This is a genomic window from Nitrospira marina (assembly GCF_059568365.1).
Map to the genome: position 1 here is coordinate 532102 of NZ_JCANTH010000001.1, position 14261 is coordinate 546362.

The following is a 14261-nucleotide window of genomic DNA, read 5'->3' on the forward strand; positions in this document are numbered from 1 at the left end:
TGAAAGACGCCTCAACCGGTAGATATTCTTCGGCACACTCTACAAGATTCCCACATCCCCTTGTCGCTAGCAGAGATTGGTGAGACTCATGTCCGGTTCCATCCACGATCCCGCTCTTCTCAGTGTCTTTGATGCGTTAATTTTCAAAACAACTGCGGATCGTTTCGACTGTGTGGGTGATCTGCCCAGTTGGTTTCCTCCTCCTGGCATGACCGAGGGGAGTGAGGCGTCTCCTGGCCAATTATTGGGACATTCGTTTTTTCTTCAACATTTTCTTCATGAAGCGCAGGCATGGTGGGATTCAGCTGAGACTGGTCAATGCAAATCCGGTTTGTGGAGTGAACCGGCATTATTTGGAGAAGACGTTGTCCTGGAAGCCACTGCCGTCCGTCACGGGTCTGTTCGGTATGTGATTCTACAACGCTTTGGACCCGAGATCCTTCCGATCCAGCCCTTATTACAAAAGGCACGTGAAGAACAGCTTTCGCACCGTCAGGCCGTCAATCATCATGAACGCACGGAAGCTCAACTTGGTACTCGATTAGCGAAAAGCGAACAAGAACGGGATGATGTGATGGCCCTGCTCGACGGACTGGGATTGGGGGCGATCATGGTCGATGCGAATCGGGAGGTGACGTTTGTGAGTGGAAAAGCCCGTGAGTTATTGCAGATCGATCCTGACAACATGATCGGCCGCTCTCTGGGTAGAGCCCTTCCGTGGAAAACAGAAGACAATACCAGGGTCGAGGCTATGGGACGGTTACCTGGGTCGCAGCGTCAGGTTGTGTCGGTCGTGATGGATGGGAAAAACCGTTCGACACGCGCGTTGGAAGTTGAAGTTCAAGATGATCCTCGAGATTCTCGAAGAACCATTTTGTTGTTAACAGATGTCACCGAGATAGAAGAGTTGCGCCGGCAGTTGGTGGGACCAACACAATTTCACGATCTGGTTGGGAAATGTCCCGCCATGCGCATGGTATATGAACGGATCCGAGACATTGCCACGGTAGATGTGCCCGTGCTCATTGATGGGGAAACCGGGACGGGCAAAGAATTAGTCGCCCGTGCGTTACATCAATTAAGTCCGCGTCATGATCATCCATTTCTGCCGGTCAATTGTGCAGGATTGACCGATTCCCTCTTGGGGAGTCAGTTGTTTGGTCACAAACGAGGCGCCTTTACGGGAGCGACGAGTGACCATGCAGGATTTTTTGAGTCGGCTGAAGGCGGCACGTTATTGTTGGATGAAATCGGAGATATGCCGTTATCGATTCAGACGACCCTGCTCCGTGTGCTGCAAGAGGGAGAAATTATTCGTCTCGGGGAGTCCCGGCCACGGAAGGTGAATGTCCGTGTATTGGCGGCCACCAATCAGCAGCTACAAGAATTGGTCGACAAGGGTGCCTTCCGTGCAGATTTACTCTATCGGATTCGTGTTGCGCGATTAAGGCTTCCCCCTCTGCGAGAGCGCCGCGAGGATATTCCGTTGTTGACCACGGCCTTTTTTGTGAAAAGCCGCGTCGCGCTTGGGAAAATGCACGTTCTGAGTATTGCTCCGGAAACAATGCAGCGGTTTTTACGCTATTCCTGGCCGGGGAATGTCCGGGAATTAAAAGGGGCCTTGGAATATGCACTGATACATTGTCGTGGAGAAAGCGTCCTTCCGACCGATCTGCCTCCTGAACTGTGTGACGTATCTCCGATTGTTCAGGCATCGCCTTTTTGTAAACCGAATGAACGCCAGCTTATCCTTGATGCCCTGACACAAACGAAAGGAAAACGTGCCCAAGCCGCAAAATTGGTCGGTATGAGCCGTTCTACCTTTTACCGCCGCTTAACCGAGTTGAATATCTCTCAAGAAGAATCCTCCCGCTGATTACGCCACTTCTGTATAAATCCTGCACATTCGTCGGTGATTAAAACCGGGTACATGTGATGGGGTTTTCGTCAATATCCATTGCAATCGACGGCCCATGTGCATGCCCATATGGCATATAACTCCCGGCTCCTGGAAACAAAAAAGCGGACACGCAATATATCCTGTCGCTCGGATATGCATGTGATGCATAAGTCGAGGTTCTAATTGGAGGGCTCGGACATGGCAAATGTTCGGGCCCACAACGTTTGGTTTCTTTCCTGTGTCTTTTCGTTTCTCTCACTCGCCTGATTCAAAGTGTTTTTCACTGGGACACCCTGAGACACCCTGCTGTTTTAGAATGGGAAAAATTCCCTATGAAAAACGGGAACGATTGAAATTTAAAGAAAATTCATTTGGCATCATTATTGTTAATGGATAGGGGTACACAATGAGTAGGTGGAAAACCCAAACAATGACCATTCAAAGCTTCCATACATTTTCCTTCATGAGTCTCTGTGGTGTCATCGGAATGCTAGGCGTGTTGTTTTTCACTTTGGGAAAAGAACCGGAAGGGCTGGAGCCATTGATTGCCTGGGATGCCAAGGACGTTTCCCCGAGGCCAGTCATTTATTCAAAATGTGACGGGACGGTTCAGGTGGGGATATCCGTCATCGAAGTGGTCAAAAAAGATAAGGGAACGATCATCACGGTCAGGAGTTATGTTCCGGAGGTGTCGAGGGATCTGTTCTCCCTCACGGAATTCGCATCGGACTCAGATGTTCTTTGGCGAAAAGAAGCTTCCTGCTGGAGTAGGAATAGACGAGACCCATCAGAAATCAGTGAGTCAAATGGAAGATGGGGGCCTGTCTGAACGCCAGGAGAATGGTGCCTATATCAAATTGATATTTAGACATGATGATTATTGAGCAACTAACTCTGCAAAAGACATGTCGAGAACAAACTTTTTTGCGCAGCCTCCGGGAAGGAAGAGACCTTATGGTAACGGCAAAAAATGAGGTTCTTCAGTCGAGCTCCAGGCCAGGTCGCGTCTTAATCGTCACGAGGGATCATTTAATTCGTGATTTCCTGGGACAAATAGTAAAACTACACGGGTATGATTGCGAATACCTTGAGGAATTGCCAAAGGCCATGATGGAGCAAGCTTTGAAGGGTTTTGATGCACTATTCATTGAAAGCCACTCTCTGGAACAATTGAAGCGTGGCATGAGCGCTGAAATTTCCCATGCCTCAGTTTCTCCAATGGTGGTGGTATTGGGAGATCTTCCTCCATCGGATGAAACGGGGCATTTTCGTGAGCTGAAAAAACCCCTGGATCATCGTCAGATGGGAAGATTAATGGATGAATGTCTTTTTTTGAAGACGCAAAGACGCGCCTCACAAGACGATTAGAAGGTGAATCGTAACGATAGACTGTTTGTCAGGGTACGGAACGACCAGGGCGGCTAACCTATTCGAGCTGATCTTGACAGTTGGGGCTTTTAGAGGGGGTCTTCAACTGAAAATAGGCGAGGATAGGCCGGCCGCCCCAGGGCTTTTTTTTGACTGTCGCCGGCTCTGTTGTTACACCGAATGCAAAAAATATTGGAGGTGAAAGCCCGGTTAGGCGAAGAACGTGAAGCTCTGGAATAATCTTGCATTTGTTTTTGTGTTGAGAGAGGATGATGCAGCCTTTGTAGGATCATCCTGGACAACAACCGGTTCTAGAGTGCACGCCCATGAGAAGGAGGATGTGATGCTTAAAGAGTTCAAAGAGTTTGCCATGCGAGGCAATGTTATCGATATGGCAGTCGGTGTCATTGTTGGAGGGGCCTTTGGCACCATTGCCAAATCGCTAGTGGCCGATGTGTTGATGCCCCCTATTGGACTCTTGTTGGGTGGCGTTGATTTTTCCAACCTGTTTGTCACCCTTAAAGAGGGTGTGCCTCCAGGGCCATATCTGGCCTTGTCCGACGCTCAGGCAGCCGGCGCTGTCACCATGAATTATGGAGTATTTCTCAATTCGGTTATTAGCTTTCTTATTGTGGCCTTTGCCGTTTTCATGGTGATTAGAGCCATCAATCAGATGAAACGTGAAGAAAAAGAGACCCCGCCTGCGGATCCTACAACGAAAGAATGCAAATTCTGCCACATGACGATTCCCATTCAGGCCACCAAGTGCGGACATTGTACTTCCGAATTAGCGAAGTCCGCATAGTGGATCATGACTGGCCCAGGGTTGGCATAAGATAGAAAAAATAGAAGTGGACTTGTGATCAGCGGACTTGTCATATAAAGAAAATGTGCTGATGACAAAACCCCGAGTTAATGGGTAAGGACAGAATCAAGCGGTGGGTAGCATCCCTCGTGACAGGGATGCCGCTTATTTTTTCTGACCCTGGGGCCCGGACCGACAATAAGCTGATGCCGTATTTTAAATATTTAGAAAATATCCAAGAAATTAAGGTTTTCTGCGCCTAGGTGGACTTAATTTTCCTCAATTGTTAAGGTAAGTGTCTTCCTAACTCGATAGCTACCTTTCATATTTTCTCAATATAAGCTGACCAATAGTATCTTCCTGTCTCACCATCAAACTGTAGAGAATATCTACGGGGTGGCCGGTGTTATGTATTTTTATCGAAAGGAGTGATCTATGGACATGAGTAAATTGACCGAAACGTTACAAGTGAATCTTGGGGAAACGTTGCCCAATGTATTGGGTGCATTGGGCATTCTCATCCTGGGGTGGATAGTGGCTCTGCTTGTGAGAGCTGGAATCAGGAAGGGTCTGGGCATGTTGAACGTCAATCAGCGATTGCGTTCGACCACCGGTACCACCATGGATGTGGAAGGAGGTGTAGCGGTAGGAATCTATTATTTAATTCTTTTATTAGTTTTAGTGGCATTTTTTAACGCGTTACATTTGGAAATGGTCTCCGGTCCTCTAGGGACGTTGGTCGATCAGGTGATGGCCTTTGTTCCGAAACTAGTGGCTGGGGGAATATTGATGTTAATCGTGTGGATTATTGCCACCGTCCTTCGAACCCTTGTGTCCAAGGCTTTGCAATCGACGACGATGGATGAAAAATTGAGTGCGGGAGCCGGGGTGCGACCCATCAGCGCTAATTTGGGGAATGTCGTGTTTTGGCTGGTTGTGCTGCTATTCCTCCCTGCCATCTTAGGGACCCTGGAGATTGACGGCCTATTGGTTCCGGTCCAAAACATGGTCAATGAAATGTTAAGCATGCTCCCGAATATTTTCGGGGCAGTGTTAATTGGAGTTGCTGGATGGTTCTTGGCCAAAATCGTCAGAGACTTGGTGAGTAACCTGTTGACGGTAGCCGGTACCGACCGGCTGGGTGAACAAATAGGATTGCGCGGCACGATGTCCTTGTCTCATTTACTGGCTTTGGTGGTGTATATCCTCATTTTGGTCCCTGCGGTCGTTGCCGCACTGCAAGCTTTGGAAATTGAAGTGATTACAGGACCGGCCACCGATATGTTGAATACCATGATGTCGGCCATTCCCGATATTTTTGCGGCGGCCATTATTTTAGGAATCGCCTTTGCTATTTCCCGATTAGTCTCGAAAATAGTGGCGAGTTTATTAGGCGGGCTCGGTTTCGACGCTCTGCCGGAAAAGCTGGGGTTGGGACTGGCATTTACCGGTCAAACTACTCCTTCGTCCGTGGTCGGAAATGTCCTGGCTTTTTTTATTATGTTATTTGCGGTTGTCGAAGCGGCCAACCAGTTAGGTCTTCATCAGGTGTCCGAATTGGTCACCATGTTTATAGAGTTTGGTAGCCAGGTATTATTGGGCAGTGCCATCATTGCCATCGGGTTCTGGTTGTCGAATCTCGCATATGAAACCATCATTCGTGTTCATGGAGCGAATTCGGGAGGGGTTGCAAATATTGCCCGATTCGCGATTCTCGGGTTGGTGCTTGCTATGGGTCTCCGAGCCATGGGGTTGGCCAATGAAATCGTCAATCTGGCATTTGGCCTGACTCTCGGAGCCATTGCTGTGGCGGTGGCGTTATCCTTTGGTCTAGGAGGCCGGGAAGCAGCAGGCAAACAAATGGAGTACTGGCTCAGTCAAGCCCGTGGCGAACGTCGAGGGTAGAACCTTTCCCCCACGGCTGTTGTACATGGCCGTGGGGGACACTTTTTATTCAGTCGGGAGGTGCCTGCAGATTGGGTATGAGGGTATTGACTCTAACCTGGCAATCGGCCGCAATCTGATGCCGGTGTCGTGGCTGATCCACTCTCCCACAGCCCTCAGTTGAAAGTACAATTTGCTCCATGCTGAAGGCTGCTCTCAACGGAGATTAACCGATACTCGCAGGGTAGGAAGAAGTGTTACCCACTCTTGAGAGTCAGCATGTAATTGGTGAGGTCGTTCAGCTGTTTGTCGTTTAAAGGAAATTTTGGCATGAAGGAGCCGGGGGAAACGGATTGCGGATCCTTAAAATGCTGAAGATGCCATTCTCGGTCTGGCCGTCGATCGGCAACATACGAGAGATCCGGGGCCAGGTTTGCACCTTCCCCATGAATCCGATGGCAGGTTTGACATTTGTATTCTTCTACTAATGCCATTCCCCGAGCCACTGACGGATCACGTTTGGGAATGGCGTACAGATCACGGAGAGAGATACTCAACAGACTGAGCACAATAATCAAAAACCCCAACCCCGCACCCAACACGACGCGACGTGAGGATGGGTGTCGTTCGGGGTTTCGATCTACAAAGGGCAAGAGCAGCAATCCGGTGAAAAAGAGTGCGGGAAGAAGCCAGGTCGCCAGAGGTCCCCATGCCCCTGGGGCATATTTGAGAAGCTGATAAAAAAACAGAAAATACCATTCCGGGACGGGGACAAAAGAATGGTCTGACGGATCGGCCCGATCAGCCAAAGGGAATTCCACGCTGATCGCCAATATGGCGACGACGCCAAACACTCCAAGCATGACCACCGCATCCATGAAGACCTGCCGTGGATAGAAGGTTTCACTCCCGGTTCGGGCTCTCGTTTCATCATGAGGGCCCGCGGGCCCAACTCGTCTGAGAATAAAGAGATGGAGCATGATTCCCACTGCAATGATAAGGGGAAGAAACGCGACGTGAATGGCAAAAAAACGTGATATGGTCAGGGCGCCGAGAGTTTCCCCACCACGAAGGGCTTTCACCAGGAAATCTCCGATAAGGGGAACGCTGCCGACCATGTTGATTCCCACCTGGGTCGCCCAATAGGCGTTTTGATCCCACGGTAGCAAATACCCCGTGAATCCGAACGCCAGCATGATGGCGAGTAGGATGACGCCGACAATCCACATGAGTTCTCGAGGCCGTTTATAGGCACCATCAAAAAAAACCTGCAACATGTGGAGCCCGATGGCCAACATGACGCCTGAGGCCCCCCAATGATGCAGACCACGGACAAACCAACCACCCCAGACCTCATGTTGAATATACTGAACGGTGTCGTAGGCATGGTCGGTCGCTGGGACGTAATAGATCATCAGAAACATGCCCGTCAGCGCTTGCAAGACAAAGAGAAACAGCGTGGCCGAGCCGAAGACATAGTTCCAGCTGGCACCTCCGGGAATGGGCTCGTCCAGGAGGGTTTGCTCCAGGGGCTTTAATTTCAGGCGCTGGTCGATCCATTGATAAAGACGTGAGGCCATGCTTAGAGTTCAACCTTTTTCGCCAGACCGGATTTAAATTCCTCGTATTGGACCAGCAAGTCACCATTTTCGATTTTTGATGGCAGTGTGTCCAACGGGCGTGGTGCGGGACCGGCTTTCACCGTTCCGTTCATGTCATAAACGCTCCCATGACAGGGACATTTAAAGAGACGGTCCTGTTGGTCCCATCGATAACCACAGCCTAAATGGGGACAGATTGGCGAAAATACTGTCACCTCTCCATTGGGCTGTTTCACCGCCCACACGCCCTTGGTGGTGTGTATTTCCTGCCATCCATCCTTTTCCGTCATGGTGTAATCCATCGCCTTGGGTTCGCCAACCGGTAGCGAATCGGCTTTTCCCAGTGAGACCCATTCCTTGTTTCGTCGTTGAAGAGCAGGGGCGATGACGTATCCGATCAAAGGGACAGCAAGGGAAATTCCGATAAGGGAGGAAATAAACACGGTGGTTTTTACAAAGAATGACCGGCGGGTTCCTACCGGGGTGGACAATCCATCTTCCATCATGAGGGTTCCTTTTGGAAAAGCGGACAATACGATGCCTGACTCATCTTAGGAGTGCATGTTCCATCCTGTTCACATAAAGATATCATAGCTCGGGAAGAGAAACGGAATAATGCGGGATTCAGATATAAGATCATTATAAAAAGCCCCCGTAAAAGGCTAGCACAGAAGTAGGGGCAGTCAATATCAAAAAATTTTCATGGACGGGGTCAGATTGGAGAGACCTGTCTTTCTCAAGGGGATGACTCACACCGTCTAAGCATCAATGTAAGGACATATGTGCAGAGGTGATGTGGGTGCGGATCTATTTGTCCGATGAAAATGGCTCTTCTTTCCAGGCTCAGAATACGGGGTTTGGCTTTCTTGTGATGAACCGGATTTGTTAGGTTGAACAGGTGATGGGAAGGTGAAGGTGGCCAGCAGCAAGAGATTTGAGAATTTCACACAGGGGAATTGTTCCCGCCTGGAGGTTTCATGGCCCAACCTGCTCCCTATCCCGAAAATGAGGTTCAACGATTAGAGGCGTTAAGTACCTATCAGGTTCTGGATACCATCCCCGAGCTAGCCTTTGACGACCTCACGTTCCTGGCCAGTTCCATTTGCCAAACACCTATTGCGTTAATCAGCCTGCTCGATGACCAACGCCAATGGTTTAAGTCAAAAGTTGGGATCTCTGCGAGAGAGACCTCCAGGGACGTGGCGTTTTGCGCACATTGCATCCTGCAATCGGATGTCATGGTTGTGTCTGATGCTATCAATGATACCCGATTTGCTGATAATCCTTTGGTCACCCAGGAACCGAACCTTCGATTTTATGCCGGGGCTCCACTGAAAACGCCGGAGGGTCATAATTTGGGCACTCTGTGCGTCATTGATCGAGTGCCACGGGAACTTACTCAAAATCAGATGAAGTCTTTACAAGCCTTAAGCCGTCAGGTGATGGCCCAGATGGAATTACGTCGCCAGTTGATTGAACGCGATGTTCTGTTAAACCGATTGAAGCATGCCGTGAAAGAGGTGAAAATCCTGAATGGGTTACTTCCCATTTGTGCCAATTGTAAGGTGATTCGTAACGAAAAAGGGGAGTGGCTACCACTTGAAACGTATATTCGGGACCGATCCCATGCAGAATTTACCCATGGAATTTGCCCATCCTGCAAGCAGGATTTAATTTCCCAATTAAAGGACTATTCCTCATAGCCCTTATAAAATCTGAAGATGTTGGTTGAAACGTGATAATGAAAGAAGGAATTACCAGTACCGGACCGCTCCGGTATCGATATGAATGAATCCTCGCCGGCCGTAATAGCCGACTCCACCCAATCGAAGCTTCACAGCGGCGCGTCGAATTTTTGAAAGCCGGACGCCGGGAATCGAGAAGTCCATCGCTTGTCCGACCGTATGGAGGCTGTTTGGCGCGGCGCCTCGACCAAGGCGAATCAACAATTTATTGTATGAGGGCGAACGGTAGGCAGAGTAGACGTGAATTTCCTTCCCCTGACCGACTAACTTTTCTATCTGATTCATATATTCCAGCAATTGGATGTCCATCTGGCATATTTTTTTGGAATGATGGCATCGCAGGAGATAATTAATGTCTTTTAAGGCTTTCTGGTCATAGTGGCCGGATTGATTGCGATATGTCACCTGGAGTCGTTCGTCAGTGTGGGCGTTGTAGAGGTGAAGCCGGCCTTCAGGCAGGGACTGGGCCCATGCGGATTCCGGAAAGATCAACCGGCTACCAAGAATCAGCATGCCTGCAAGGGAGGACTTCAGGAAGAAACGCCTGGACCAAAGTTCTTCTGTTTCCTGAGACATGGTGACACCCTCCGAACTATGCATGGGGAAGTGTTGGGGGAGATTAAAGCGGCATGAAACACTGATTGTTTAACAAAATAGGATGATGAGGTCAACCAATTTATGGAAAATGTTCATTCTTCCCCTCACCCAATATTGTGGAAGCCAAAAGGGAAATGAATGGAAATGTCCAATCGCCTCTTTTGGCGCCGTTTTTTTTCGCGGACACCCACCTGCACTGCTGTTCCTTCCGACATTCTCCATTTGGGAACCCCATCATTGATTCTAGATAGAGCAACCCTTCTGACTATTCGAAATCGGGAAAGCTCATTGGGAGTCAGCTGGTCAATTGCCCCCTTATGGAGATTTACCGGGTAAGCTCCCAGGTTCTCCTTTTATCTACAGCGTACCAGCCGATGGAGATACCAAGATATCCGATTGGCATGTTCTATTCTCTCCTGGTGTCATTTTCTCATTTCCTTACAGCCCATTCAGTGGGCATAACAGGGCGCACCGGGCTGTCCACGAATCCCGTTTTGGAAATGTATTTCCAGAATGTCTCACCTGTTTCTAATTCCCTTGAATTTTGAAGTTCCCAACATATCCAAATTTTTAACAAACCAGGAAGGGGGATCCGGGTATCTAAACAGATAAACTTTTCTAACAATCGGATACATTGTGAACGTTATGAAAGGAACGTCTGTGTCAGGTGACCTCTGAAGAAACGGTTGAAAAGAGTTGAGCTACAAAGGGGATCGTTCTGCACAGCACTCGTCAACGTTCTACATGCAAATTGGGAATAAGTCTTGCTCACGTCAATAAATTAAGGGGCCAATTATTTAATATCTACGGACCCTGCAAAGGGTTCGTCTTACTGTAAGGAGGAGTCGTCATGCCACAGGTTGAACCGAGCGTTATGCTTAATTCGATTATGGGGAAAATCTACAATGTGCTAACCAATGGGGATGATACCGTCCCCAAATCGGAAGACAATTTTTTTAGTTGGTGTACACCCGGATTGGCTGTTGAACCTGATGATTTTGATTTTTTAACACAAGGGTTAACGGGTGTGGTGAAAAAGAAAGCCCTGAAGGACATGGTACTTGACGGCGAGGGAGGGGAATCGAAGCCACCTGAGCTGACACCGGCAGTATTAGAAGGATTGCGTGCGCAAGATGCCAGCAAACAGTATATGAATGCAGAAAGTTTTGCGCGGCTCGTCGATTTTGTCCCCGACCTGGCTGCAACCACGAATAATCAATTCGCAGCCATGAGTATCATGAACAATGAAGGATCGCTTTCAGAGCGGTTCGAGTACATTTTACGCATGAGTCAAATCATGGAAACCAAATTGGATGAAAAAACAAAAGAAAAAATTGAAAAGTTCAGAGGGCTGCTCTCGACGACAAGGATAAAAAAGGATCTTCTGACTGATGAAGAGATCGAGGTTTCAGAGCCTAGTGCCTTAGTGAAATTGTATAACCAGAAGATGACGGAATATGAAGCGGCGGCATTGGCATACAACAGTGCCCGCATCGATGCCCTGACAGCCGACAATGTCAAAGCGGTTCATTATTGGGGGATGAACGCCAACATTCTGCGCAATAGGGTCAAGGCGGCTATGGGAGATTGGGTCAGTAATGGGTACAAAAATGATTATGAAGGCATTAACGCGTTTATTGATCAGGTCATGAGACGGGATATGGCACTGCTGAAAGCCCAATATCAGGATGATTTGGAGAAGGCCAGAATCACCGGGATGTCCTCCGGTAGCGATTTTTTCTATACCTCGCTTGTGCCCAGCAACCCCATGCAGGCGTCAGGATGGACCAACTTTAGTTTTCAATCTTCGGATTATAATAATTCCTCCAATTCCAGTTACCAAATGAAACGGTCCAGGACAAGTGCCGGAGGGGGATGGTTAGGCATTTTCGGCGGTGGCGGATCTGCCAGCAATGCCAGTGGACAATCGGAATCTAAAATCACGTTTGACAGCAACCAATTCTATATGAATTTTTCGATTACCCAATGCCAAATTGTTCGGCCTTGGTTTAAAACAAGTTTTGTCAATAGTAAGTTGTGGCGCTTTGACCAAAATAATCCCGAATCATCAAAGCAAATTGTCAGTGACGGCGGCAAACCTGCAACAGGACTCTGCCCGGCCTATCCCACGGCCATCATTTTCATCAAAGATCTCGTGATTGGCTTTCGGAATAGTAGTGGTTTTTCAGAGGCCGCACAAAGTTGGGAACGATCCTCGGCGAGTGGTGGTGGCGCCGTGCATTTTGGTCCGTTTCATTTCGGTGGCTCGCATGGCCGCAGTTCTGCCAGCGGAGAACGTTCCTCAAAATTCCACTACGATTCGGAAAAACAAGAAATGAGGGTGCCGGGTCATCAAATTATTGGATTTAAATGCCATGTGTTCCCAAAGAGTCCTGATCCGTTGAGCGGAATCACTGATTGGATTTAACTCCCGATGTAGCCCCGCCTCACGGTCAATGTTGAGGCGGGGCTACCAAGGGAATGGGGCAATTCGACCAACATTACTACTTGATGAGGTTATACATGGCTATCGACTCTATCGTGCAATTGGCCTTGATGTCCAAAGCCAAAAAGGTTTTTGAAAAGGAAGGAACGTTTCTGAGTTTTCCTGTGACACCGTTGGCCTATACAAAAGAGGATCTGGATTTCTTTTCACAAGAAACCGGGAGTGATCTTCTCAAGAGCAAGGCCAATCTGGCCGCGTTTTCAACGCTGGTGAATCTGATTCCCCATGATGAGGCCTGGTTACCCACTGATGCACGTTTTTTGTGGAATGAGTTGGAATATGTGCTGAGAGAAGGCACGCTTGCTTCTTCGACGCGTACACCGGAAGAAGAAGTGGCGTATCAGAAGGCGTTGGCTCTTCTGAAGATCCCTGGTGAGGGAGGCCTTCTCCAGGACAGCCCGAAGGTCAGGGTCTATAACCAGTATAAGGATGCCTATATTATGGCTGAGCAGGAATTCATGGAGGCGAGAAGTACGGGTGAGGCCGCAGAGGACGAATCCGAGAAAAGGCACTGGCGGGAGGTCGATGAGCCTGCGTTTCGGGCAAAGCTCAAGGATCTGGATAATCAGTGGATCCTGGAGGGTTATAAGAATGAAGTCAATATTGCCAGGAGTCAGTACCAGAATCTTGGAGCCAAATCTCCCACCATAACCTGGGAGGAATGGAAGGGATGTTTTAATCAGGATCTCGATAGTGAGACCACTGCGCAGGATAATTTCACGGTTTTCCCAAGCAGCTTTACCCCGTCAAATGCCTTGGAGGAGGGTTCGTGGAATCCCTTCTCTCTGAGCGAGGCGGAAATCAAAACATTGGTGAATGAAGCACCGGCAGATCTCCGCGAGCGATTCTCGGCTGATGGAAAGGTGTCTCCGATGAAGTCTGTGACCTTGGAATTCAGTTCTGCGGCCATCAAGCGCTCCTGGTTTGATGCTGAAATATTCCGGGCACGGTTCTGGCGGTTGTCAGATTCGACCAAGGTTTTTTCTGACGGTGGCAGTCCGCCTTCCGGAGATTGTCCGGCCTATGTCACGGCAATCGTTTTTGCCCGGAAGGTAGTCGTCGAGGAGAAACAAGCCCAGCCGAATTCTTCCAACCCAAAAATGTCTATGGATTTGCGTTTTAATTATGCGGTGAACGATCAAAATTCGATAAAAAGGATAAACCCTGCTGTCTTGCAAGCCGTGCAACCGCAATTGCTGAAAAGGCCACCGATACCACCACAACAAATGAAAGCCCAACCTGCGCAACCCTTAATCATGAAAATGCGGCCTCAGGCGATGGCCTCGTTTAAGTCCACAGCCATCAGGGTGCCAACTCAGGCAACCAGAGGGAATGTCTTGTTACAACCAGCGGTCATGACTCCAATGGTCGCTCGCCCGGCTTACTCCCGGTCCATGATGACCCTGAAGGCGTCCGCCTATACCCGGTTGCCGACGACCCCGGTGCGGAAGCCGGCACCACGTCCTGCAACGCCGGTATCGCCTCCGCCCAAGGTTTTTGACAAGAACATTTATATCTTGGCGTTCATTTGTAAGCCATTACCGAAATGCCCCGATCCCGATATGGCCTTGCAGTGGTAATTCGGAAATAAAGAAGAGTGGTAAAGCCAACCCATGTATTGAAACTTCATCCATTTGAAAATTAAAGCGGGGATATGACTCATGAAGAAAGTCAGGATGGTTTTACAATGTGGTCAAGATTATATGGATGGAGCAAACAGGATTTCATTCTCCTGGAAGTCATGGTAGGGAAGATCTTGATAACGCAGACATCTCATTCCATCTTGACCATATGAGGCCCGGCACGTGATTGAGGGAAGAAATAGGGGGAGAATAAACGGGCAAGCCGTAAAGGG

Annotated in this window: 11 protein-coding genes; 8 read left to right on the forward strand and 3 right to left on the reverse strand. The window is 48.9% G+C overall.

The genetic code is table 11. The annotated features are described in order from the left end of the window. The first annotated feature begins 88 nt into the window (after positions 1 to 88). From LX98_RS02290 to LX98_RS02310, 5 genes are all read left to right on the forward strand, one after another. Positions 89 to 1876: a sigma 54-interacting transcriptional regulator gene (locus tag LX98_RS02290; RefSeq protein WP_496427354.1), complete on the forward strand. Its 1788-nt coding sequence runs from the start codon at positions 89 to 91 to the stop codon at positions 1874 to 1876. Positions 1877 to 2306: 430 nt separating this feature from the next. Next, complete coding sequence (locus LX98_RS02295; protein ID WP_496427355.1) at positions 2307 to 2729, forward strand: hypothetical protein; 423 nt, start codon at positions 2307 to 2309, stop codon at positions 2727 to 2729. Between the two features lie 125 nt (positions 2730 to 2854). Beyond that, positions 2855 to 3268 (forward strand): hypothetical protein, encoded by a 414-nt coding sequence (locus LX98_RS02300; RefSeq protein ID WP_496427356.1) that lies wholly within the window; start codon positions 2855 to 2857, stop codon positions 3266 to 3268. Positions 3269 to 3611: 343 nt separating this feature from the next. Further along, positions 3612 to 4073, forward strand: coding sequence for a large conductance mechanosensitive channel protein MscL (mscL, locus tag LX98_RS02305; protein WP_496427357.1), 462 nt, complete (start codon positions 3612 to 3614; stop codon positions 4071 to 4073). Between the two features lie 441 nt (positions 4074 to 4514). Beyond that, the gene (locus LX98_RS02310) at positions 4515 to 5978 is read left to right on the forward strand and encodes a mechanosensitive ion channel (RefSeq protein ID WP_496427358.1); all 1464 of its coding nucleotides are present in this window, start codon (positions 4515 to 4517) and stop codon (positions 5976 to 5978) included. Positions 5979 to 6214: 236 nt separating this feature from the next. Here LX98_RS02310 and LX98_RS02315 read toward each other — a convergent pair whose 3' ends face one another. Further along, complete coding sequence (locus tag LX98_RS02315) at positions 6215 to 7537, reverse strand: cytochrome b N-terminal domain-containing protein (protein WP_496427359.1); 1323 nt, start codon at positions 7535 to 7537, stop codon at positions 6215 to 6217. Positions 7538 to 7539: 2 nt separating this feature from the next. Next, entirely contained in the window at positions 7540 to 8064 is a 525-nt protein-coding gene (locus LX98_RS02320) for a Rieske 2Fe-2S domain-containing protein (protein WP_496427360.1), read from the reverse strand. Between the two features lie 471 nt (positions 8065 to 8535). Here LX98_RS02320 and LX98_RS02325 point away from each other — a divergent pair, with 471 nt between their 5' ends. Further along, positions 8536 to 9261 (forward strand): GAF domain-containing protein, encoded by a 726-nt coding sequence (locus LX98_RS02325; protein ID WP_496427361.1) that lies wholly within the window; start codon positions 8536 to 8538, stop codon positions 9259 to 9261. Between the two features lie 51 nt (positions 9262 to 9312). On the opposite strand, the gene LX98_RS02330 is transcribed toward LX98_RS02325, so the two are convergent. Next, entirely contained in the window at positions 9313 to 9879 is a 567-nt protein-coding gene (locus LX98_RS02330) for a peptidoglycan L,D-endopeptidase MepK (RefSeq protein WP_496427362.1), read from the reverse strand. A gap of 871 nt (positions 9880 to 10750) precedes the next feature. Here LX98_RS02330 and LX98_RS02335 point away from each other — a divergent pair. Together LX98_RS02335 and LX98_RS02340 are read left to right on the forward strand one after the other, a co-directional pair. Then, entirely contained in the window at positions 10751 to 12328 is a 1578-nt protein-coding gene (locus LX98_RS02335) for a hypothetical protein (protein WP_496427363.1), read from the forward strand. A 95-nt stretch (positions 12329 to 12423) separates the two neighbouring features. After that, positions 12424 to 13986, forward strand: coding sequence for a hypothetical protein (locus LX98_RS02340; RefSeq protein WP_496427364.1), 1563 nt, complete (start codon positions 12424 to 12426; stop codon positions 13984 to 13986). The last annotated feature ends 275 nt before the right edge of the window (positions 13987 to 14261 follow it).

Bases quoted from the DNA above. Each gene is read 5' to 3' on its own strand.
- LX98_RS02290 (WP_496427354.1), top strand. From the start codon at position 89: ATGTCCGGTTCCATCCACGATCCCGCTCTTCTCAGTGTCTTTGATGCG.
- LX98_RS02295 (WP_496427355.1), top strand. From the start codon at position 2,307: ATGAGTAGGTGGAAAACCCAAACAATGACCATTCAAAGCTTCCATACA.
- LX98_RS02300 (WP_496427356.1), top strand. From the start codon at position 2,855: ATGGTAACGGCAAAAAATGAGGTTCTTCAGTCGAGCTCCAGGCCAGGT.
- mscL (WP_496427357.1), top strand. From the start codon at position 3,612: ATGCTTAAAGAGTTCAAAGAGTTTGCCATGCGAGGCAATGTTATCGAT.
- LX98_RS02310 (WP_496427358.1), top strand. From the start codon at position 4,515: ATGAGTAAATTGACCGAAACGTTACAAGTGAATCTTGGGGAAACGTTG.
- LX98_RS02315 (WP_496427359.1), bottom strand. From the start codon at position 7,537: ATGGCCTCACGTCTTTATCAATGGATCGACCAGCGCCTGAAATTAAAG.
- LX98_RS02320 (WP_496427360.1), bottom strand. From the start codon at position 8,064: ATGATGGAAGATGGATTGTCCACCCCGGTAGGAACCCGCCGGTCATTC.
- LX98_RS02325 (WP_496427361.1), top strand. From the start codon at position 8,536: ATGGCCCAACCTGCTCCCTATCCCGAAAATGAGGTTCAACGATTAGAG.
- LX98_RS02330 (WP_496427362.1), bottom strand. From the start codon at position 9,879: ATGTCTCAGGAAACAGAAGAACTTTGGTCCAGGCGTTTCTTCCTGAAG.
- LX98_RS02335 (WP_496427363.1), top strand. From the start codon at position 10,751: ATGCCACAGGTTGAACCGAGCGTTATGCTTAATTCGATTATGGGGAAA.
- LX98_RS02340 (WP_496427364.1), top strand. From the start codon at position 12,424: ATGGCTATCGACTCTATCGTGCAATTGGCCTTGATGTCCAAAGCCAAA.